The sequence below is a fragment of the Candidatus Endoriftia persephonae genome (assembly GCF_023733635.1).
In the GTDB taxonomy this organism is placed as follows: Bacteria; Pseudomonadota; Gammaproteobacteria; order Chromatiales; family Chromatiaceae; genus Endoriftia; species Endoriftia persephonae.
The window spans coordinates 2999902-3019222 of the sequence record NZ_CP090569.1 but is presented as its reverse complement, the minus strand read 5'-3'; the positions used below and the strand labels follow the sequence as shown (position 1 = coordinate 3019222).

Below are 19321 nucleotides of genomic sequence, written 5' to 3'. Positions count from 1 at the left end.
GATAAGCCTCCGCGACGCTACTGATCAGATAAATCAAAGAAGGATCTCAATGCCATGCGGCAGTTTATCCGTCACCCGTCGACTATCCCGATCCATTACCAGCTGCAAGAGGTGGTGGGGGACAGCAAGGAGTATCTGCGCAATATCAGCGAGGGGGGGCTCTGTTTCATCTCGCACTCAAAGGTTGAACTCGGTGTGATGATCGACATCAGTATTCCGCTGGTCGACCCGCGCTTCCATGCTGCCGGTATGGTCGTCTGGTGTCACGAGAAACCGGGGGGCTTTGAGGTGGGTGTGCATTTTGACAATCCGCGGGTTGAATTCGCGGTACGCATGGTGGAGCAGGTCTGTCAGATCGAGCAGTATAAACAGCAGATACTCGAGCAGGATGGACGGAAACTTTCCGGTGAGGAGGCGGCAATGGAGTGGATCGAGAACTTCGCCGACCGCTTTCCTCGCTGAGTTTGAGATTTACTGACCCGACCTTAACGAATATGGAGGCGAGCTGTCGCGTATGAAGCCGTTTCCCTTTGCACTGGCCCAGGGTGAGAATCTAGAGGATCTGCTCGACTCCTGTCTGGCGCAGCTCGGCTCGCTGCCAGCGGATGCCAATCTGGGCTTTCTCTACGCCACCGACCAGCTGGCGCGACAACTGGCGGATCTGGTTTCGGCGCTGCGCCAGGCCTATCCGCGGGTGCACTGGGTCGGCACCTTGGGGGGTGGTATCTGCGCCGGCAGCCAGGAGATCTACGAAACCGCGGCGGTGGCGGTGATGGTCGGTAGCTTCCCAGTCGCCAATTTTGGTCTGCTCAGAGAGACCCCGCGGGGGCCAGTCAGCCGGATGGATCCCCCCGCATGGTTGCTTGATGCTGAGCCGCTGTTCGCTCTGCTGCACGCCGATCCCTCTAACCCCGAGACCGCCGTCTGGCTGCAGACGCTGGCGCAGCATCCTGATCGCCCCTTCATCAATGGCGGTATCACCTCTTCGCAAGGGGCACAGCTGCAGGTCTTCGACGGGGTGATCAGTGGTGGTATCTCCGGGGTGCTGTTTGGCAGCGAAGTGGAACTGATCACCGACCACACTCAGGGCTGTTCGCCGATCGGGCCGGTGCATCAGTTGAGCCACAGCGATGAGAATCTGCTGATTAGCATCGATGAGCGTCCAGCGCTGGAGGTGATGCGCGAGGAGATGGGTGAGGTGCTGTCACGGGATCTGCAGCGGGCCGGCGGCTATATTTTTGCCGCCCTGCCGATCAGCGGCTCCGACAGCGGCGACTATCTGGTGCGCAATTTGATCGGGGTCGATGAGGTGAGCGGCGTGATTGCGGTGGGTGATTACCTGCAGGATCAGCAGCACATCATGTTCTGCCGGCGCGACGGCAACAGTGCGCGTCAGGATATGCAGCGCATGCTTGACCGGCTGAAGCGGCGGCTCATCGGGCGGCAGATCCGTGGCGGTATCTATGTCTCCTGCCTGGGGCGCGGGCGCTACCAGTTTGGCCCCGGTTCGGAGGAGCTTGGGATGATCAGCGCGAGCCTTGGGCCGTTCCCACTGGTGGGCTTCTTTGCCAATGGCGAACTCTACAACGGGCGAATCTACGGTTATACCGGGGTGCTGACACTGTTTCTGTGAGGCTCCCTCAGTGGATGCGAGGTGGTTGATGTTAAAAAGTTTCTGGCTGCTGGGTGGGCTTCTGCTGCTGGCCGCCTGCTCTGAAAACGATACGATGCAAGTGGAGTATTTCGGCTACCAGGATTGCAAACGCAAGCTGGCGGCGAAGTATGAAAAACAGGGTAGCCAGCCGGCGGCAGCAGATATGAAGGCGAAGGCCGAGTGCAAGAGGCAGTTCAAGCGCTAGCGGCTCAGAAGCCAGCCATTTGGATGACATGATAGGCGGGTTGTTCATAGGGGTGGGTTCGTAGCAGCTCATCGATCACAGCCTTAATTCGTTCTTCGGCACAGATCATCTCCACCTTGTATTCAATTAGTTGCTCGGTCCTGCCTGTTTCCCCAATGAATGGGCGGCTGCCCGCCAATGGCCGGAACTGGCCGCGCCCCTCAGTCTCCCAGGCGCAACGGTCGTAGCCGGCAAGGCGCCCGGCACCCTTGTCGAACAGTGCCTGCTTGAGGCTTTCCAAGTGGCTCTCGGGGACATAGAAGGCGAGCAGGTACATAGGGTCGATCTCCAGAGCAATGTCTTTTCGCAGTATATCGGCAGGTGCCGGTACGGCAATCGGTCGATGCGGAAATCCTCTGCCATCTCCTGTGTTTCTTCCGGTGCAAATTCCCTAAGATTGTGAAACTTCTGTATGAATCGAGAGGCCAGCCAGAGCGATGTCCGCCCGCGCAGCAAAAACCGTGCAACCCGCCAGCCAGGCGGTGCTGAAAAAACACTATCTCACCGGTCTGCGGCAGCGCTTCAAGTGGGAGATCAATCGCATGACCAGCGGCGCCATGGGGGAGTTGCTGGCGGAGCGGCCCGATGCGGCCAATCTCAGCTTCCTGATGAGCTACCTCTATGGTTACCACTGGCTACGGCACAATGTTCATCCCAGCTATCTGGCTGATCTGCTGGTTCCGTTTCGTCGCTCTCGTGGCTTTCTGATGGATCTGCTGCTGGAGTCTGAAGATGCCGAGGCCTTTGTCCGGGGCTATATCGACCACTGGTTGCAGGCGCCTGCCGATGCGCCGGTACAGCGGGCGCAGCTGCTGGCGTTGCTGGAGTCTGCTGATGGTGATCCGGAGCGGTTGACCGCGCGGGTGGTGCGGCTCTGGCAGGGGCTGGGGTTGTTAACGGAGAGCTACAAGCTCGCCTACAGTGGTCTGGCGCGAGAGGAGCGGCAGCGCTATGGCGAGATGCTGAATGAGGCGGATCGTGAGCGGTTGGCACTGCTGGATGGGCTGCCCGATCCAGGTGGTGAGACGCGTTTTGCCAAGCTGGGGCTGATCCCGGCGATGGGCTGCCCACAGACCTGTCGCCACTGCATGTTCATCTGGCGGCCACCGGTGAAGCAGCAGCTGGAACCGCAGTCGCTCTACCAACTGGTGGATGGTCTGACCGAGAGTGTGCTCTTCACCGGTGGCGATCTGACCCGTCATCTCGACCATTTCTATGCGGCGATCCGCAGTATGCGTCATATCCGCCAGTTTGCGATCCTGCTCAATGGCGACTTCGCGGACAACCGGGCAAGTACCGAACGGGTGTTCAAAGCGATGCAGCGAGCCCTGAAGGATCGCCCCGTCCATTGGCCCGATGCGAGTCTGCTGCTGCAGATCAGCTTCGACGAATTTCATCAGGAGGTGGTGGTCGACAAGCGGGGGGCGCTGAAGGAGCGTATCCCGGTGGCGAAGATCGCCAATATCGTCGAGACCGCACCCCACTTCAAACGGATCCAGCTCTGTCTGCTGCATAAGCAGACCAGCCTCAACTTCTCCATGGAGCTATTTCAGAAAGGGGTGTTCGGGCGTCTGCTTGAGGAGTTGAGGGAGCGGGGGCAGCAGGTGCAGCTGCTCTCTTCGGCGCCGTCGCCGCGGCTCAAGCGCAATCCGTTGGATAGCAGCCAGCAGGGGCAGCTGATCAAGGATGCGAGTTTTGTTTTGGCCCGTCATCCACAGCGCCCGATCTTGCTCACCAGCTCGACCATCGATGCCTATGGCCGGGCGGAACTGCTGGAGGCGGGGGAGTTCGTGAAGGAGCATGATCTGCTGCAGCAGGTATTGCAGAGTGGCCCACCGCCGGGGGAGAGCTTCGATACCGATCTGATGTTCTGGTTCAATGGCTGGGTGACCCTGTTCAACGCGGTGCACATCAGTCTGGGGAATCTGCAGCAAGAGGGGGCGGAACGGATTCTGGCGCGTCATCGGAAGGATCCGCTCAGCGCTGCGCTGCAGCGTTTCGACCGACGGCTGCTGGAGTACTACGCTGAGATCCGTGATGATCTGCAGCCGCTAATCGACAAGGCGACCGGGCCGCACCATCTGTTCCACATGCTCACCGAGCAGGCTGAGGCGCGGCTGCATCTGACGCGGCGGTTGCTCGGGCATTAATCGGTTAGCCAATCCAACGCTGCCGGCGGGCATGGCCCGCCCTACGTGGCTAAATATTGCCTATAGGGCGTCCCGTGGGCGCCAAATCTGAGGGCTCAATGGGTGTGGGGTGTGACACCTGCCGCGCTGAGGAACTTGCGCAGGTTGCGCACACTCTCCTTGGTCAGGGCGGCGCTGTGGTGGGGGCGGTGCAGGGTCTCTTCCAGGCCGTTGAGCAGCACCCGCAGGCGGGCGCCGTGGGACTCTTCCAGCTCGGCCCCTGCTGCCTTCAATAGCGATTCGATCTCACGCCAGTGGATATTGGCGCTGACTGGATCGTGGAAGATGGCCGCGAGGGTGTGTTGCTGTTTGTGATTCATGATGGGAGAGGCTATTTGAAGAGATCCTCAGCCGCGTTGAGCAGGGCCTCTGCTGAAGCGGCTGTCGTTGTGGCGGCCTCGCGGTCGGCAGGCTTGAAGTAGTCGCAAAAGTTGGCCCGTTCTTTCTCCGTCACCTGCTCTGCGATCGGTTCCAGGCAATCATTGTGTCGGCCGGGTGTGTAGAAGCGGCAGTTTTTGCAAACGTGGGTGTAGCGGTTGCATGCTGGACAGGTGGATTCCCGCCGGTAATCCAAAGCCTGTAAGGGCTGGTTGCAGTGCCAACAGTTTCCGGAGGCTTCGCTATCCATCGCTATGCGCCGATAGATGCGGCTTGTTTCGCTTCCGGCGGGCGATGCCGAGCCCGGCAATGCCCAGACTGAACAGCAATATCGCAGAAGGTTCCGCCGCCGGTGTGGGGGGGGGCACGATCGGATCGTGGCCAGTGAGCAGAAAATAAGTGTCGTTGGTGGGAACGGTGTAGCCGCCGGAGGTGCCAATCTCGTCGCCGATCATACCGTCCAGGCCGACCGTGCCGATCCGGGTCCAGTGCATGGCGAACTGGGCGGGATCGGCCTGCAGCGCGATCCAGTAGTCACCGGGGCCGAGCAGCCAGTCACTGAGGGTGAGCGAGTAGCTGCGCTGAATGTCGCTGCCAAAGATGCCGGTGATCTCGATCAAGTCAATAGCGAAGGTGCCGCGAAACAGCTCAGTGCCGACACTGCCGGTAGCGTTGTTGTAGAGGGCAACCTGAACGGTTGGTGTCAGGGTCGATGCCTTGGTGATGGCGTTGAAGGTGAGTCCGTCCAGCAGGGTCTCGCTGCCGACGCTGAAGTCCATTGCGACAAACTTGTCGAGGAAAGAGAAGGTGTTGTCGCCAACGCTCCCTAGTTCCGCAGTGGAGCCGTTTTCATGCACCACATAGGCGTTTGCCTGAAGGCTCGCCAGGATCAGGGGGAGGAGTGCTAATGCCGCGATTTTTTTCATATTTTTATCTGTCCGTGTGCACTGTTCAGCTCAAACAGGATGCCTGTTCCTAAGGAACGAGACGATTTTGCGCCATGGATATTGTAGTGCAAAAGTGATCGACAGAGGATGAGTTTTTTAGGTCTGCTGTGTTGGGGGGCTGGCGTATAGGTTATGCTGGCGGTGCGTGAAGAATAAGATTCCTATATCAATGGATGGAGCCGACGATGAAGATGAGATCCATTTTGTTCCCAGTGAGCGGTGTTACCTTGGGCCTACTGATTATGGTAGCGCCCGTTGCAGCCGATTATTTCAAGTGTGTGGAGTCGGGCAGTTGTAGTGGACCGGTACTGTTGGATTCAACCAGCTGTCTGCAGGGGCGGGACTACCACATCAACATCAATGACCCAGGTAGTAGTGTGGTGGTGCTCTCGATTCATGGTGGCCGCATCGAGGCCAAGACCAGCCAGATCGCTCAGGCGCTAGCCGACCGTTATAGCTGGAGCCACTACGGATTTCAGGGGCACGGCCAGGCTGCCTGCCTCGATGGGCTGAGTAACTACCGCCGATTGCATATCACCTCCAGCCATTTTGATGAGACGAATGCCATTGCTCTGGTGGCAAGCCGCAGCCACAGCGTTGCCATCCACGGCTATAGCAGTCGTCGTGGTTACCCCACAGGCACCATCTGTGTGGGAGGGAGAAACAGCGCCCAGCGGGCCGCCTTTATCGACTATATCGAACAGAATCGGAGTGTTTTCGGTGAATATGAGCTGATTCCGGTGGATGCGACCAAGGCTGGCACAGGGGAGAGCTGTGACGGGTTGTCGGGACGTTCTCGTCGCAATATCGTCAACAAGAATGCCAGCGGCATGGGGCTCCAGATCGAGTTGCACAAGACCATGCGTTACGATCTGGTAGATCCGGAGCCGGAGTACGATGCACTGCGGGAGCTGTTTTATGGCGCGGTGCATCATGCCATAGCAAACGGCTAGGAGGCTGTGCCTTACCGCATCCTATGCTGTCTGAAAGAGTGAGCCAGGCATTCAGAGTGAAGTTAGCTTAATCTCGATGCGGCGGTTGTGGCTCAGTGCTTCCGGTGTGTCCCCTGTGTCGATAGGGTGGAACTCGCCGAAGCCGGCGGCGGTGAGGCGTCGCTGGGGGATGCCCTGGCTGGCCAGGTAGCGCACCACTGAGACTGCCCGTGCTGAGGAGAGCTCCCAGTTGGAGGGGAACTGCTCGGTGTGGATCGGTAGCCGGTCGGTGTGGCCGTCGATCCGTAGGATCCAGTTGATCTCTTTGGGGATGCGGGTTGCCACCTGCTTCAATGTGACCGCCAGTTTGGTCAGCTCCGCCTTGCCCTTGGCGCCCAGCCTGGCGGAGCCGGAGGCGAACAGCAGTTCCGATTGGAACAGGAAGCGGTCACCGACGATGCGCACCGCCGGGTTGTCGCCAAGTAGTGTGCGTAGTCGGCCGAAGAATTCCGAGCGATACTGCTCGAGTTGGTTGACCTGCCTCGCCAGTTCAATATTGAGTCGTTCGCCGAGACGTTTGATCTCGTTCTGCTGCGTCGTCTTCTCCTGTTTCGACAGCTTCAGTGCTGCGCTGATCTCCTGCAACTGGCTGCGCAGCAGGCCAATCTTCTGGCTCAGCGCGGCCACCTCGATCTGTGCCTCTTCGCTCAGCCGGCGCTCTTTGTTGATCGCCTCACGCTGCAGGCCAACTAGGGTGTTGAGGGCCTGGATGTTGATCTCTTTGTGTTGCAGCTGCTGTTGGGCCAGCAGGGTGCGCTCCTGCTGATCCGCCAGTTCCGCCTGCAGTGATTGGCCGCGATCGCGCAGCTGGCCCAACGCTTCGTCTTTCTGTTGTAGGTTGCTGGCGAGTTGGCCGACCTCCTGTTCGAGCTTTTGGCGCATCGCCTGCAGGGTGGCGATGTCCTGCTGCAGACTGGCGATGTTGAGCAGCTGCTGTTCGATCTGTTTTTGGTCGGCCTCGCCCTGGGTAGTCAGCTGGCCGATCTGGCTGGAGAGCTGAAACTTTTCGTCGGTGAGTTCACTGATCATACCGGAGAGTTGGTTGACATCCTGCTCCAGGCTGGCGCGCTGGGTGCGTTCCAGCCCCAGGTCGTGGCTGAGGGCGGCGATCTGCTGGTTGAGGTTAGCCAGCTCGCTCTCCTGATTGCTGAGAATCTGCGACAGCAGAAACTGGGCGAAGGTGAAGATCAGGATGACGAAGATGACCAGGATCAGCAGCGCGGAGAGGGCGTCCACATAGCCCGGCCAGACGTTGATCTGGTGTCGTGAGCGGCGTGCGCTGGTGAACATGGCTAGCTTCCGTTGGCTGTGGTGTCGTCCTCAGCTACACCCTTTTCATAGTGCGCCAGCAGTTGTCGCATCAGCTGGCGATCGGTCCGCATCTCCTGAATCAATAGATCGAACTGATCCTGGCGCCCCACTGGAACCTCAGTGCTGCGGCTCGCCTCTTCACTTATCGCATCGGGATCATCGATCAGCTGGGTGACGCCGGAGAGCCACTCCTCCAGGCCGTTGAAGAAGCGGTTCTGAGCGTGGCCGGCCTGGATGTCGAGAAACCCCAGCACCAGCGATCCGCCAAGGCCGAACAGGGAGGAGCTGAAGGCGGTTCCCATGCCGTCAAGGGGTTTGCGCAGCCCGGTTTTGAGTTCAGTGAAGACGGCGGCGAAGTCGTTGTTGCCGACGTCGAGGGCGCCGATCACCTGGCCCACCGCGGAGATGGTGCCGAGCAGTCCCCAGAAGGTGCCAAGCAGGCCAAGGAAGATCAGCAGGCCGATCATGTAGCGGGAGATCTCGCGGGACTCATCGAGGCGTTCGCGGATGCCGCCCAGCACGGTACGCAGTGACAGGGCGGAGAGGCGGAAACGGTCTTTGCGCAGTCCGGAGAGGTGTTTGGCCAGCGGCTTGAGCAGGCGCGGTTCGTCAGCTACCGAAATGCCGGACTGACCGGTACGGAACAGCTTGATCCAGTTGATCTCGGTTTCCAGCACCAGCACCTGGCGGAGGGTGATGCCGATTCCCACTAGCAGCAGGCTGAGGATCAGGGTGTTGAAGCCCCAGTTGGCCATGAAGGCGGATTTTAGTGGCAGGAAGAGCAGGCCGCAGACGACGCTCACCACCGCCAGGTAGATCCCCATCCAGAACAGGGAATGACGCGGATTGATCATAACGGTCCTTCAGTTGATTCGATCCTGGGGTAGTGCACAGCATATATCCCTGGGACCAAGAGTTAAACAGCGGCTGTCTGCCTGGCGCGTAGCCGGCCAGACTGCTTGTTACTTGAAGGGGATAACCACATCCGTGTGACAGTTCAGCCGACGATAACCCGATTGCGTCCCTGTGCCTTGGCATTGTTCAGGTGACTGTCGGCCCGTCTGAACATGCCATCTGATTTCTCGTCACTGGGTGAGTAGAGGGTGGCGCCAATACTCAATGTCACCCCGATTGATTCGAGATCGGTTTGTATCGGCGTTTCTGCCACCTTTGCGCGCAAACGTTCGGCAAGCTGGCCGACCTCCGCGATATTGTCGGCGTGGATCAGTGCGCCAAACTCCTCGCCTCCCCAGCGAAATACGGTATCTCCACCGCGCATCATGGCTTGCAGCATTTGTGCTACTGATTTCAGTACCAGATCACCGATGCTGTGGCCGTAGCGGTCGTTGATGGTCTTGAAGTTGTCGAGATCCATGAACAATAGGCCAAAGCCGGAGTTGTGGCGTTGCGAATGGGAGATCCGGCGGGCGAGCTCGCGATCAAACATGCGGCGATTGCCCAGGCGGGTCAGATTGTCTTCCACTGCCAGCTGGTAAACCTCCTGTTCGATGCAGTTGCCCAGAATCGTTGCCATCTCTTCCGAGGCCGCTTCAAGATCCATTAGATAGTGGCTGATATCCTGTGGTTGCTGGTTTTTTGCCTTGTCGAGGATGATCGCCATCAGATGGTGAAGGCGTTCGTGGGCCGCCAGCAGTCCTTCTTGAACATCCTCCGGAAATCGCCTGATGCCGCCTTTGTCGAGCCAGCGCCCTAACTCGCATTCGTGCGGGCTGATTGGCACTTCCTCCTGCTGCAGTGGTTCGCCAAGGGCCAGCGAATAGGCGCGCACCTTCCAGCGATAGTGGGCGATATAGGCCTTTACGATATCGTCCTGATCTATGTTGCCCAGAACGCTGCAGCTGCGGCTGATGCGGTTGATATCCTGTTGCGCAGCTTGGCGTAGCTTCTCCAGGGTGTGTTCCAGGTGGGCAACGGTTGCCTGGATCGATTGTGAGAGGTCGACGACTCGACAGAGCGAGCGGGCCAGATCCATCTGCTGCCAGGATTCGGTCAAGTGGATAAAAAACTGCCGGATCTGGCTGAGTGAACCGATGGCCTGGGATGGAGCGATGCCCTGTGCCAGCCAGTACAGCGCCTGTTGATATTGAGTGGCGTAAAAGGTTTGGTCGTATCTAGCGCAGACAAATGACTCGAAATAGCCGTCCATCAGGAGTTCAGGGCTATTCTCAGAGCAGCTGGTTTTTGTGTGCAGCCAGCTGGTGAATTCCGGGGTCCACTCGGTCAAGGCTTTCAGCAGCGGTTCTTTATGTTGAGCGATGATATTTTCATCCAGCCTGGAGAGTTCCACTAGTTCACTCAGTTGCTCAATGGATGTCATAGATCGTTCCTCTGATCGCTTCGGGTAACCCCCAGCTAACGTGAGGTATTTAAATGGCATCCATAATACCTACTGGATCGCTAAAAAAATGCTGGTAGTTGCCTTTGGATGTCTAGGGTTGTTCCCTATTTTAATTCGTGGAATATCCCGTCCCCCCCTTACTCTTGCCGTTGCCACACATCTCTGCAACGGTTGTTGGAGCAGTCGTAGTCGCGCCGCCGTTCTCCAGTGAACTTGATGGATATTGATATTTTTCAATGCCGATGCCGCGACAATTCCTTACCATTTTCGTCAACTATTAAATCGCGCTGACTCGCATGGCGGAGGATTGGATATGTCACAGCAAGAGAGACTGGAGAACCTGCCGATCTCATTTTTTTCCATGGTGATGGGAATGGCGGGACTGACGATTGCTTGGCAGAAGGCGCAGCATGTCTGGCAGTGGGAACTGCAGATCAACCCCTGGTTGGTGGGATTCACTAGTGGCTTGTTTCTGGTGCTGCTGGTGCTCTACGGCGCCAAACTGATCCGTCACCGCAAGGCAGTTCTGGCGGAGCTGAAAAATCCGGTAAAGCTGAATTTTTTTCCGGCGGTCTCCATCAGTCTGTTGCTGTTGTCGGTCTGTTTCCTGATGGTCAGCGAAGATATCAGCCGCCTATTGTGGATGACCGGCACGGCGTTGCACCTGCTCTTCACTCTCTATGTGGTGAATGTCTGGATTCACCATGAGCATTTTGAGGTGCATCATCTGAATCCGGCCTGGTTTATTCCGGCGGTGGGTAATGTGCTGGTGCCGGTGGCGGGTATGCCTCTCGGTTACGTGGATGTCTCCTGGTTCTTCTTCAGTGTCGGACTGTTGTTCTGGATGATCCTCCTGACGATCATTTTCTATCGCATCCTGTTTCATGACCCGCTACCGGCCAAGCTGATGCCGACCCTGTTTATCCTGATTGCACCGCCGGCGGTGGGTTTCGTGGCCTACATGAAACTGACCGGGGAGCTGGACAGCTTTGCCCGCATCCTCTACTACAGCGGCCTATTCCTGACGCTGTTGCTGTTTATCCAGGTGGGGCGTTTCACTCGGCTGCAGTTTTTTCTTAGCTGGTGGGCCTATTCCTTTCCGGTGGCGGCGATCACTATCGCCAGCCTGCTGATGCATGAGCTGACCAACAGCATGATTTACCTCTATATCGGCAGCGGCCTGCTGTTGCTGCTGACCCTGATTGTCGGCCTGTTGTTGGTGCGTACCAGCCGGGCGGTGAGGATGAAAAAAATCTGTGTGCCGGAGTAGTGAAAATGCTTGCCAAGGGTTGAGCCTTTTCAATGTTCCTGAGCCCTCTCCGGCGCCGTACACGGGCGTACAGATGCCGCGATTGCAGGATGCAATGAAACGTTCCATCCCCTTTGGTTACACGACGGCATGGATGCACCCCAAAGGAAGTGCCCTTGGGGTACAGGAGGTAGAGCGATGCTTGGAGCCAAAGTCGAGAGCAATGCATGGAGCCATTACCGAAGTAAAAATCGCATTTTTGCGCAGTAATCTGAATAGCTAAATCTCAGGAGTAGTAACATGAGAAAAACCATACTTACCCTCGCAAGCATTGTTTTGGCTGCCGGTGCCAGTGCCCTATGGGCTGCCCCCGAACCGGAAGACCCGACGAAACAGACTCCCTGGCACCTCTACGTCGATTCCGTGGAGGCGAATGCGATGAAGCAGAAACAGGGCGATCAGGTGCTGTTCGTCGATGTGCGTGATCCGGTGGAGATCATGTTCACTGGTTTTACTGATGTGGTGGATATCAATATCCCCTACAAGCTCGCCAACCGAAGCAAAAAGAACCCAAAGAAACCGGTCTTTTTGATGGAGACGAATGTCAATTTTGAGAAGCAGGTTGCCGCGGCGCTCGAGGCCCGAGGCCTGAGCAAGGAGGCGCCGGTGATCCTCATGTGCCGTTCCGGCGGCACTCGGGGCGCGCCCAGCGCCAAGATGCTGTGGGGCAAGGGTTACACGCAGGTCTATGTGGTCACCGATGGTTTTGAAGGTGGCAAGATCAAGTCGGGCGAGCGAAAAAACTGGCGTCTGAAAAACGGTTGGAAGAATGCTGGCCTACCCTGGTCCTACAAGCTCAATATGGAAAAGATGTACATGCCTTAGGGCGATTCATAATGGGTGGTCTGCTGGAGAATCAGGGCACCTAAAAAAACCGTGCAATAGTGGGGAGAAGTCGGGGTGTTGGGCGATGTTGTTGTGAGTAGTGCCGGACAGCTGCACAGCTTCTACCCTGGCCGTCTTGAGGGCGGTAATCAGGGCCTGGGTGTTCACCGCTGGGACCACCTCATCCCGCTCGGCGTAGAGGATCAGGGTATCGGCGGTAATTGCCTCGGCCTTGTCGCTGGAGAGATAGCGATCCTTCAGCAGTAGCCGTACCGGAAACAGCGGGTAGGCGCGGGCGGCAACACTCTCCACGCTGTCGAAGGGGGTGATCAGCCCCAGTCTGGTGATCGGGCGTCGACTGGCGAGATGGATGGCGATGGCGCTGCCGAGGCTGCGTCCCAGCAGTGAGATCTGGCGGTGTTTGGGCTGGATCTGGTCGTAGATCGCCTCGGAATCGGCGAGCAGTGCTGCCTCGGATGGACGACCTGGGTTGTTGCCATAGCCCCGGTAGGGGATCAGGTAGAGGCTCTTTCCGGCAAGTATCCGGCTGAACTGGTCGATGTTGTATTCGATGTGTTCAGCGTTGCCGCCGAAGTAGAGGATCGCCTCGTTAGCTCCCGGGTTGATCAACCAGCCGTGCAGCGTCAGACCGTTGACCTCAATGGTGTAATTGGTCGGCACGGCGGCCGGTGAGGTTGCCCCGGTAAAGTAGAGCAGGGTGCGCTGATTGAGGTAGAGGTAGCCGGTAAGCAGAAGGTAGGCGGCTGCCAGCAATGCCAGAAGCTGTTTCATCGGAATAGGGGCGTTGCCGGTGATGCGGGGAAACCCAGGGGAGGCGTGATCCACGCGGAGCCTGTTGCGCGATCAGCCGCTGCCAGAGGATAAGGAGGTGCCGAAACTCGAGTGGTTTGTTGAACGGGCTGGCTCAAGCCGCCAGCCCGTTTCGATGCAAAGTGGCACGGCTGATGATCTATGCTCAGCCCGGGTGGAGAAGGTGACGGCTCGCGGCTGGTGGTTGAGGATCGTCGGCATGCCTGGGGTGGAGGCTCTCCTGGATGCGCCGGGTCAGCAGCTCTCCGCGACCGCAGTTGGGGCATTCGTAACGTGTCTGTTCGGTGTGGCCCTGACGATTCTGTTCGGCCATTAGCATCAGGGATCGGCAACGCTGGCAATACATGGTCTCTCTCCACTGATGGGAGGGCTGGCGGCCTTCCAGCCGCTGCGCTCCCGCTTTCAGGTCAGTCCCAGTTGAGTGCGCCACCGGTCTGGTACTCGGTGACAGTAGTCTCAAAGAAGTTCTTCTCCTTGCGCAGATTGGCTTGCTCGTCGAGCCAAGGCAAGGTTGCCTCGGCGCCGGGGTAGGGCTCTGACAGTCCGATCTGCCGGGCGCGTCGGTTGGCGACATAACGAAACTGTCCCATGTGGTCATCTTTACTGTAGCCGAGGATCGGATCGCGCAGGATATAACCGGCGTAGGCATCTTCCGCTGCCTCGCACTCGTCCCACATCTCACGGATCGCCTGGGGATCGGGGGCGATGTTCTCTTCCAGCATGATCTGCTTGGCGACGCGGATGCCGAAGGAGGCGTGCAGCACTTCATCGCGCATGATGTATTGCAGTTGTTCGGCTGTGCCCTTCATCAGGCCGCGGCGCTGCAGGGCAAAGATTGGCGAGAAACCGTTATAGAACCAGACCCCCTCGAAGATGCCGGCGAAAAAGAGGTAGGCCATCAGGAAGTTTTCCAGCTCATCGCGGTTGGACAGGTCCACATCGGAGCGCAGGATCGAGTGTAGACGGCGGTTGGCGATTTGGATCTTGCCGTTGATTTCCGGCACCACCCGGTAGCGGTTGTAGATCTCCCCCTGATCGAGGCCGATGGTCTCGATGCAGTGCTGGTAGGTCCAGGTGTGCAGGGCCTCCTCGTAGACCTGACGCGCCTGGTAGATCTGCAGCTCAGGTGCACTCATCTTTTCCATCACCGCCAGGCCGATGTTGCGCATCGCCAAGATGTCGGAGGTGGTCAGGTAGGAGAGCACGTTCTCGTAGATGTGGCGCTCTTCCAGGGTCAGCTTGTGGTGGTAGTCGTGAACGTCCTGGGCCATGTTGATGTCCAGCGGCGTCCAGTGGTTCTTGTTGGCGTTGAGGAAGTACTCCCAGGCCCAAGGGTATTTGAATGGCGCCAGCTGGTTGACGTCGGTGAGACCGTTGACCACCCGCTTGTCGTCCGGGTTGACCGGCTTGGTGTCAAGCGGCGCTGCGACAGGCAGGGGCGTAGCCTCGGTTTGCACTGCAGCGCGGTTGCCGAGTAGCGGGTTGGCCTCCGGATGAGGCGACTGGGTTGACTCGGCCTGAGGTGCCGGTTCGGTTGCAGGCGCGGGGGGCGTCTGTTGGCTGGCCAGTGGCGCCAGCGGGTCGTCCCAATTCAGCATATCGTGTACTCCTTTGATCTCTCTGCCCCTGCAGGCGCGGTGTTCGCAGCCTGGTCGCTGGGCTTCAGTGCGCCGCTCACGGCGCTCTACATGTCGTGTTGCCGGTGGCGCGTTATTGGCAGGCCTCGCAATCCGGGTCGAGGATCGAGCAGGCCTTGGGCGCCTCAGCCGGAGCGCCGTCGCCAAGTCGATTGACGTCACCACTGCTGCTGGCGGTGGTTTTCTCGACTGCGGTAGCGCCCATCGAGCGCAGGTAGTAGGTGGTCTTGAGGCCGCGCACCCAGGCTAGTTTGTAGAGGTTGTCGAGCTTCTTGCCCGACGGCTCGGCCATGTAGAGGTTGAGCGACTGGCCCTGGTCGATCCACTTCTGGCGGCGGGCGCCGGCCTCCACCAACCAGCGCGGGTCGATCTCGAAGGCGGTGGCGTAGAGCACCTTCAGCTCCGCCGGGACGCGCTCGATGGGCGCCAGGCTGCCGTCGTAGTATTTGAGATCGTTGATCATCACCTCGTCCCACAGCCCCTCGCGCTTCAGGTCATGCACCAGATAGGGATTGACCACGGTGAACTCGCCGGAGAGGTTCGATTTGACGAACAGGTTTTGGTAAGTCGGCTCGATCGACTGGCTGACGCCGACGATGTTGGAGATGGTGGCAGTGGGAGCGATGGCCATGGTGTTGGAGTTGCGCATGCCCTGGGTCTTCACCTTTTCACGCAGTGCATCCCAGTCGAGGCTGCTGCTCTGGTCGATCTGCAGGTAGTCGCCACGGGCCTGCTTGAGCTGCTGCAGTGAGTCGATCGGCAACACGCCCTGGCTCCACAGCGAACCTTCATAGCTGGAGTAGCGGCCGCGTTCTGCCGCCAGCTCGGAAGAGGCCTGGATAGCATAGTAGGAGACCGCCTCCATGGAGCGGTCGGCGAAGGTCAGCGCCTGTTCCGAGGCGTAGCCGATGCGCTGTTTGTAGAGCGCGTCCTGGAACCCCATGATGCCGAGCCCCACCGGGCGGTGGCGCAGGTTGGAGTGACGCGCCTGGGGCACACTGTAGTAGTTGTAGTCGATGACGTTGTCGAGCATGCGCATGGCGGTGGTGACTGTGCGCTCCAGCTTCGCTATGTCGAGGCCGTTCTCGTCGACATGGGCGGCCAGGTTCACCGAGCCTAGGTTGCAGACCGCGATTTCACTGTCGTTGGTGTGCAGGGTGATCTCGGTGCAGAGGTTGGAACTGTGTACCACGCCGGCGTGCTGGTTGGTGTAGCGGATGTTGCAGGGATCTTTGAAGGTGATCCAGGGGTGGCCGGTCTCGAACAGCATGCCGAGCATCTTGCGCCACAGATCCACCGCTTTGAGGCTGCGGAAGACTTTGATCTCGCCGCGCGCGGCCTTCTCTTCGCAGGCGGTGTAGACGGCCTCGAACTCAGCCCCGGTGAGGTCGTGCAGGTCGGGCACCTCGTTGGGGGAGAACAGGGTCCAGTCGCCTTCCTCGGCGACCCGCTTCATGAACAGATCGGGGATCCAGTTGGCGGTGTTCATGTCGTGGGTGCGACGGCGCTCGTCACCGGTGTTCTTGCGCAGCTCGAGGAAGTCCTCGATGTCGATGTGCCAGGTCTCCAGGTAGGCGCAGACTGCGCCCTTGCGCTTGCCACCCTGGTTGACGGCGACGGCGGTGTCGTTGGCCACCTTGAGGAACGGCACCACGCCCTGGCTCTTGCCGTTGGTGCCCTTGATGTGGGCGCCGAGGCCGCGCACCCGGCTCCAGTCGTTGCCCAGGCCGCCGGCGAACTTGGAGAGCAGGGCGTTGTCCTTGATCGCCGAGTAGATGCCGTCCAAGTCGTCCGAGATGGTGGTCAGGTAGCAGCTGGAGAGCTGTGGCCGTAGGGTGGCTGCGTTGAACAGGGTCGGCGTGGAGCTCATGAAGTCAAAGGATGAGAGCAGATTGTAGAATTCGATGGCGCGGCCTTCGCGATCGATCTCGTTGATCGCCAGCCCCATTGCCACGCGCATGAAGAAGGCCTGTGGCAGCTCGAAGCGGGTGCCCTCTTCCGTGTGGATGAAGTAGCGGTCGTAGAGGGTCTGCAGCCCCAGATAGTTGAACTGCAGGTCGCGCTCGGGTTTGATCGCATCGGTAATGCGCTGCAGGTCGTACTGCTGCAGGCGGCTGTCGAGCAGCTCCAGTTTGACGGCGCGTTTGACGTAGGCTTTGAAATAGTCGGCATAGTGTTTGCCCATCTCGGCCTGGGTCTGCACTGGGTTGTCGAGGTCGAGGTCGAGAAAGCTGAGGGCCTCGCGGCGCAGGATATCCAGCAGCAGTCGCGCTGAGACCTGGGAGTAGTTGGGCTCCTGGTCGATCAGGGTACGGGCGCTCATCACCAGCGCCTGGGAAATGTCGTTCTCGGTGACGCCGTCGAATAGGTTGCGGCAGGTGGCGTCGAGCACCCGCTGGGCGTCGACCTGGTCGAGGCCATTGCAGGCCTCAGCGAGCAGGGTCTTCAGGCGGGCGATGTCGAGGGGACGCTTGGAGCCATCCGCCAGGGTCACCATCACCTGGTGCTCGGGTTGTTCTCCCTCGACCTCGGCGCGGAGGGCGGCCTCTTCAGCACGCTTCTGCGCCTGCTGCTCGCGATAGAGTACGTAGGCGCGGGCCACCTTGTGCTCGCCGGAGCGCATCAAGACGAGTTCAACCTGGTCCTGGATGTCTTCTATATGCACGGTGCCGCCGGCGGGCAGGCGGCGGGTGAGGGCCTTGACCACCTGTTCGGTGACCTGCTCGACCGCATTGTGGATGCGGCTGGAGGCGGCGGCACTGCCGCCCTCCACAGCGAGGAACGCCTTGGTGATGGCAACCGAGATTTTGCTGGCGTCGAAGTGGGTGACTTTGCCGTTGCGGCGGATCACCTGCAGGTTACCCTGGGTGTCGTCGATAGCATCCGGGCTGAAACTGCTGGCAGTTAGCGGGGGGATAGATGCGTCTGCAAAATTCTCTGGGGTCGCTTCGATTGCCATGTCTCCTCCGGACTCAATCTTCTGTGGCTGTGCGCAACGATGCTCTGAAGCCGGGTGGCTTGGGTTGCGGTACAGGCTGTCAATGATTCGCAGCAGGCATTGGTGCGGCTCCGGTACTCCACTTCCCGTTCGCAGGGAGGTTGCCGGGGGGGGCTGTGTTGATTTTGTGCCCTGTCCGCAGAATCTGGTGTGCCGCTCAGCTGCTGAAGCACAATATATACGCATATTTCTTGCTGTCAAACACAATATGTTGTGTATGGAAGGGTGATAACTGGTGTGCAGATTGTGGGCGAGCTGTGGATAAGTAAGGTGGGATTTGCTGCATTTTTAGTAAAAACACAGGCTTAGCTTGCTGTTTAACGGCTGCTGTAGATGCTGCTGTGGGGGGAGGGTGGGTGGTGTCGAACGAAGAGGTAAATTCCTGTGACCCACTGCGGTTTTTCTGTGCCTTGTGGAAGCAAAAAAATGAAATGCATGTAGGGTTAACGAGGTCGGCCGTAAATAGAAAAAAGGAGCTGTTGCCCGCTTGGGTGAGGAGATGGTGAGGTTATGCGTTCAGTACTTTATGTTAGTGATCAGTTGGCTTCTGAAGTCTATCTGCGTCGGTGCCTGGACGGAGCGCATCTCTCCCTGGCCGCTGCTGTTCGTACCAATACGGATCTGTTGACCTGGGTGGCCAGACTAAATCCCGATTTTCTGCTGGTGGATGTGGATGCTCCGACTCCACGTCTGCTTGACGCTTTGGAGACACTGGTCGAGTTGGCATCCCTGCCGGTTGTGATGTTGTCCCGAAACGGGGACCGGCACTTGCTGCAGCGTGCCGAGGTGGCGGGGGTTGCCGGGGTGGAGCCCGGGTCGCTGGATTCTGTCGATCTTGCTTGTCTTGTGGCCTCAGCCTCTGAAGTATTTGCGCAAAGACAGTTGTCAGCCAGACGTCAGCCATAATCCCATTTTGTATTTGTGATTTGAGGCGGCATGCCTGCCTCACCGTTCGTTTCGGGTGTAATGCACTTGAGTTTGATGGGGTGTTTGCATATCAGAGAATAAGAGTATGCTGCGGTGTTTATGCTGCTTACCTAAAGGTTGGAAATACTATCCGGATTGCGTATGGTTTGTCCCATGGAGAAACCCGAGAGAACAATCAAGCGTATGAGGAGGAGTTATTTTCAATGTTAGTACGCGACATAATGACAAATGCGCCTAAGACTGTGAGCCCCGATGCGAAGTTGTTGGAGGTGGTCTCACTGATGTGCCTGTTTCGTTTTAGTGGCCTGCCTGTTGTGGAGGATGGGAAGGTGAAGGGGATCGTAGCGGAGAAGGATGTGCTGCACCGCATGTTCCCGGGCCTGGAGGATTTCAAGGACGGTATGGTCGCTCCTGATTACGACAGTATGCTGACTCAATACAAAGATGTGGTGACTCTGAAGGTCGCAGATGTGATGACTTCGCGGGTTATTACGGTTGATCCTGATATGCATATCCTGAAGGCAGCAACTGTTATGATACGGCACAAGTTTCGCCGGATTCCGGTTGCAGAGGATGGTGAGTTGCTCGGTATGCTGAGTTTGGGGGATATCCACAAAGCGATCTTTCAGTACAATATTTCGAGCAACATGTGCGGCACTTCATAGGAATAAACTGGAGCAGGTTGCTGCTTCAGGCATAAAAAAACGGCGATTTCCGCCG

General features: G+C 58.5%; 19 protein-coding genes and 1 pseudogene. 10 read left to right on the top strand and 10 right to left on the bottom strand.

All coding sequences use genetic code 11. The features are described 5' to 3' along the window. Positions 1 to 54: 54 nt before the first annotated feature. From L0Y14_RS13575 to L0Y14_RS13565, 3 genes are read left to right on the top strand one after another with little or no spacing between them, the layout of a single operon-like run. Positions 55 to 462: a PilZ domain-containing protein gene (locus L0Y14_RS13575; RefSeq protein WP_006475617.1), complete on the top strand. Its 408-nt coding sequence runs from the start codon at positions 55 to 57 to the stop codon at positions 460 to 462. A gap of 52 nt (positions 463 to 514) precedes the next feature. Continuing rightward, positions 515 to 1633, top strand: a complete 1119-nt coding sequence (locus L0Y14_RS13570; RefSeq protein WP_005964140.1) for an FIST signal transduction protein — start codon at positions 515 to 517, stop codon at positions 1631 to 1633. 28 nt (positions 1634 to 1661) lie between these two features. After that, a complete protein-coding gene (locus L0Y14_RS13565; protein ID WP_006475618.1) occupies positions 1662 to 1859 on the top strand; it encodes a hypothetical protein in 198 nt (65 codons plus the stop codon). Between the two features lie 4 nt (positions 1860 to 1863). Here L0Y14_RS13565 and L0Y14_RS13560 read toward each other — a convergent pair whose 3' ends face one another. Beyond that, positions 1864 to 2175, bottom strand: a complete 312-nt coding sequence (locus L0Y14_RS13560) for a YqfO family protein (RefSeq protein WP_006475619.1) — start codon at positions 2173 to 2175, stop codon at positions 1864 to 1866. A 184-nt stretch (positions 2176 to 2359) separates the two neighbouring features. Between L0Y14_RS13560 and L0Y14_RS13555 the strand changes: the two genes are divergently transcribed. Continuing rightward, on the top strand, positions 2360 to 4048 hold the full coding sequence (locus L0Y14_RS13555; RefSeq protein WP_251859212.1) for a radical SAM family protein: 1689 nt from the start codon (positions 2360 to 2362) through the stop codon (positions 4046 to 4048). A gap of 95 nt (positions 4049 to 4143) precedes the next feature. Here the strand turns inward: L0Y14_RS13555 and L0Y14_RS13550 are convergent, their stop codons facing one another. The 3 genes from L0Y14_RS13550 to L0Y14_RS13545 form a co-directional block, all read right to left on the bottom strand. Beyond that, a complete protein-coding gene (locus L0Y14_RS13550; RefSeq protein ID WP_005964128.1) occupies positions 4144 to 4407 on the bottom strand; it encodes a hypothetical protein in 264 nt (87 codons plus the stop codon). An 11-nt stretch (positions 4408 to 4418) separates the two neighbouring features. Next, positions 4419 to 4541 (bottom strand): hypothetical protein, encoded by a 123-nt coding sequence (locus L0Y14_RS16385; RefSeq protein ID WP_006475620.1) that lies wholly within the window; start codon positions 4539 to 4541, stop codon positions 4419 to 4421. A gap of 166 nt (positions 4542 to 4707) precedes the next feature. Continuing rightward, positions 4708 to 5391: a PEP-CTERM sorting domain-containing protein gene (locus tag L0Y14_RS13545; protein ID WP_005964125.1), complete on the bottom strand. Its 684-nt coding sequence runs from the start codon at positions 5389 to 5391 to the stop codon at positions 4708 to 4710. Between the two features lie 206 nt (positions 5392 to 5597). Here L0Y14_RS13545 and L0Y14_RS13540 point away from each other — a divergent pair, with 206 nt between their 5' ends. After that, positions 5598 to 6365: a poly-gamma-glutamate hydrolase family protein gene (locus tag L0Y14_RS13540; protein ID WP_240991731.1), complete on the top strand. Its 768-nt coding sequence runs from the start codon at positions 5598 to 5600 to the stop codon at positions 6363 to 6365. Between the two features lie 51 nt (positions 6366 to 6416). On the opposite strand, the gene L0Y14_RS13535 is transcribed toward L0Y14_RS13540, so the two are convergent. From L0Y14_RS13535 to L0Y14_RS13525, 3 genes are all read right to left on the bottom strand, one after another. Further along, complete coding sequence (locus L0Y14_RS13535) at positions 6417 to 7694, bottom strand: peptidoglycan -binding protein (RefSeq protein WP_006475622.1); 1278 nt, start codon at positions 7692 to 7694, stop codon at positions 6417 to 6419. A 2-nt stretch (positions 7695 to 7696) separates the two neighbouring features. Further along, positions 7697 to 8569 (bottom strand): hypothetical protein, encoded by an 873-nt coding sequence (locus tag L0Y14_RS13530; RefSeq protein WP_005964116.1) that lies wholly within the window; start codon positions 8567 to 8569, stop codon positions 7697 to 7699. A 143-nt stretch (positions 8570 to 8712) separates the two neighbouring features. After that, positions 8713 to 10053 (bottom strand): GGDEF domain-containing protein, encoded by a 1341-nt coding sequence (locus tag L0Y14_RS13525; RefSeq protein WP_251859211.1) that lies wholly within the window; start codon positions 10051 to 10053, stop codon positions 8713 to 8715. Positions 10054 to 10387: 334 nt separating this feature from the next. Between L0Y14_RS13525 and L0Y14_RS13520 the strand changes: the two genes are divergently transcribed. Then, positions 10388 to 11344: an SLAC1 anion channel family protein gene (locus L0Y14_RS13520; protein WP_006475625.1), complete on the top strand. Its 957-nt coding sequence runs from the start codon at positions 10388 to 10390 to the stop codon at positions 11342 to 11344. Between the two features lie 279 nt (positions 11345 to 11623). After that, the gene (locus L0Y14_RS13515; RefSeq protein ID WP_005964106.1) at positions 11624 to 12208 is read left to right on the top strand and encodes a rhodanese-like domain-containing protein; all 585 of its coding nucleotides are present in this window, start codon (positions 11624 to 11626) and stop codon (positions 12206 to 12208) included. A 6-nt stretch (positions 12209 to 12214) separates the two neighbouring features. Here L0Y14_RS13515 and L0Y14_RS13510 read toward each other — a convergent pair whose 3' ends face one another. Then, positions 12215 to 13054: an alpha/beta hydrolase gene (locus L0Y14_RS13510; protein ID WP_006475627.1), complete on the bottom strand. Its 840-nt coding sequence runs from the start codon at positions 13052 to 13054 to the stop codon at positions 12215 to 12217. A 10-nt stretch (positions 13055 to 13064) separates the two neighbouring features. On the opposite strand from L0Y14_RS13510, the gene L0Y14_RS13505 reads away from it, so the two are divergent. Next, the gene (locus L0Y14_RS13505) at positions 13065 to 13355 is read left to right on the top strand and encodes a hypothetical protein (protein ID WP_006475628.1); all 291 of its coding nucleotides are present in this window, start codon (positions 13065 to 13067) and stop codon (positions 13353 to 13355) included. A 91-nt stretch (positions 13356 to 13446) separates the two neighbouring features. Here the strand turns inward: L0Y14_RS13505 and L0Y14_RS13500 are convergent, their stop codons facing one another. Continuing rightward, on the bottom strand, positions 13447 to 14637 hold the full coding sequence (locus tag L0Y14_RS13500) for a ribonucleotide-diphosphate reductase subunit beta (protein WP_006475629.1): 1191 nt from the start codon (positions 14635 to 14637) through the stop codon (positions 13447 to 13449). Positions 14638 to 14749: 112 nt separating this feature from the next. Then, positions 14750 to 17539: pseudogene (locus L0Y14_RS13495) on the bottom strand (ribonucleoside-diphosphate reductase subunit alpha); the annotation flags it as partial. A 645-nt stretch (positions 17540 to 18184) separates the two neighbouring features. On the opposite strand from L0Y14_RS13495, the gene L0Y14_RS13490 reads away from it, so the two are divergent. Continuing rightward, positions 18185 to 18580 (top strand): ANTAR domain-containing protein, encoded by a 396-nt coding sequence (locus L0Y14_RS13490; protein WP_039960203.1) that lies wholly within the window; start codon positions 18185 to 18187, stop codon positions 18578 to 18580. A 224-nt stretch (positions 18581 to 18804) separates the two neighbouring features. Further along, positions 18805 to 19266, top strand: coding sequence for a CBS domain-containing protein (locus L0Y14_RS13485; RefSeq protein WP_039960201.1), 462 nt, complete (start codon positions 18805 to 18807; stop codon positions 19264 to 19266). Positions 19267 to 19321 lie beyond the last annotated feature (55 nt).

What these genes read in the sequence shown, in the direction of transcription:
- L0Y14_RS13575 (WP_006475617.1), top strand. Translation starts at nt 55, where the DNA reads ATGCGGCAGTTTATCCGTCACCCGTCGACTATCCCGATCCATTACCAG.
- L0Y14_RS13570 (WP_005964140.1), top strand. Translation starts at nt 515, where the DNA reads ATGAAGCCGTTTCCCTTTGCACTGGCCCAGGGTGAGAATCTAGAGGAT.
- L0Y14_RS13565 (WP_006475618.1), top strand. Translation starts at nt 1,662, where the DNA reads ATGTTAAAAAGTTTCTGGCTGCTGGGTGGGCTTCTGCTGCTGGCCGCC.
- L0Y14_RS13560 (WP_006475619.1), bottom strand. Translation starts at nt 2,175, where the DNA reads ATGTACCTGCTCGCCTTCTATGTCCCCGAGAGCCACTTGGAAAGCCTC.
- L0Y14_RS13550 (WP_005964128.1), bottom strand. Translation starts at nt 4,407, where the DNA reads ATGAATCACAAACAGCAACACACCCTCGCGGCCATCTTCCACGATCCA.
- L0Y14_RS13545 (WP_005964125.1), bottom strand. Translation starts at nt 5,391, where the DNA reads ATGAAAAAAATCGCGGCATTAGCACTCCTCCCCCTGATCCTGGCGAGC.
- L0Y14_RS13540 (WP_240991731.1), top strand. Translation starts at nt 5,598, where the DNA reads ATGAAGATGAGATCCATTTTGTTCCCAGTGAGCGGTGTTACCTTGGGC.
- L0Y14_RS13535 (WP_006475622.1), bottom strand. Translation starts at nt 7,694, where the DNA reads ATGTTCACCAGCGCACGCCGCTCACGACACCAGATCAACGTCTGGCCG.
- L0Y14_RS13530 (WP_005964116.1), bottom strand. Translation starts at nt 8,569, where the DNA reads ATGATCAATCCGCGTCATTCCCTGTTCTGGATGGGGATCTACCTGGCG.
- L0Y14_RS13525 (WP_251859211.1), bottom strand. Translation starts at nt 10,053, where the DNA reads ATGACATCCATTGAGCAACTGAGTGAACTAGTGGAACTCTCCAGGCTG.
- L0Y14_RS13520 (WP_006475625.1), top strand. Translation starts at nt 10,388, where the DNA reads ATGTCACAGCAAGAGAGACTGGAGAACCTGCCGATCTCATTTTTTTCC.
- L0Y14_RS13515 (WP_005964106.1), top strand. Translation starts at nt 11,624, where the DNA reads ATGAGAAAAACCATACTTACCCTCGCAAGCATTGTTTTGGCTGCCGGT.
- L0Y14_RS13500 (WP_006475629.1), bottom strand. Translation starts at nt 14,637, where the DNA reads ATGCTGAATTGGGACGACCCGCTGGCGCCACTGGCCAGCCAACAGACG.
- L0Y14_RS13490 (WP_039960203.1), top strand. Translation starts at nt 18,185, where the DNA reads ATGCGTTCAGTACTTTATGTTAGTGATCAGTTGGCTTCTGAAGTCTAT.
- L0Y14_RS13485 (WP_039960201.1), top strand. Translation starts at nt 18,805, where the DNA reads ATGTTAGTACGCGACATAATGACAAATGCGCCTAAGACTGTGAGCCCC.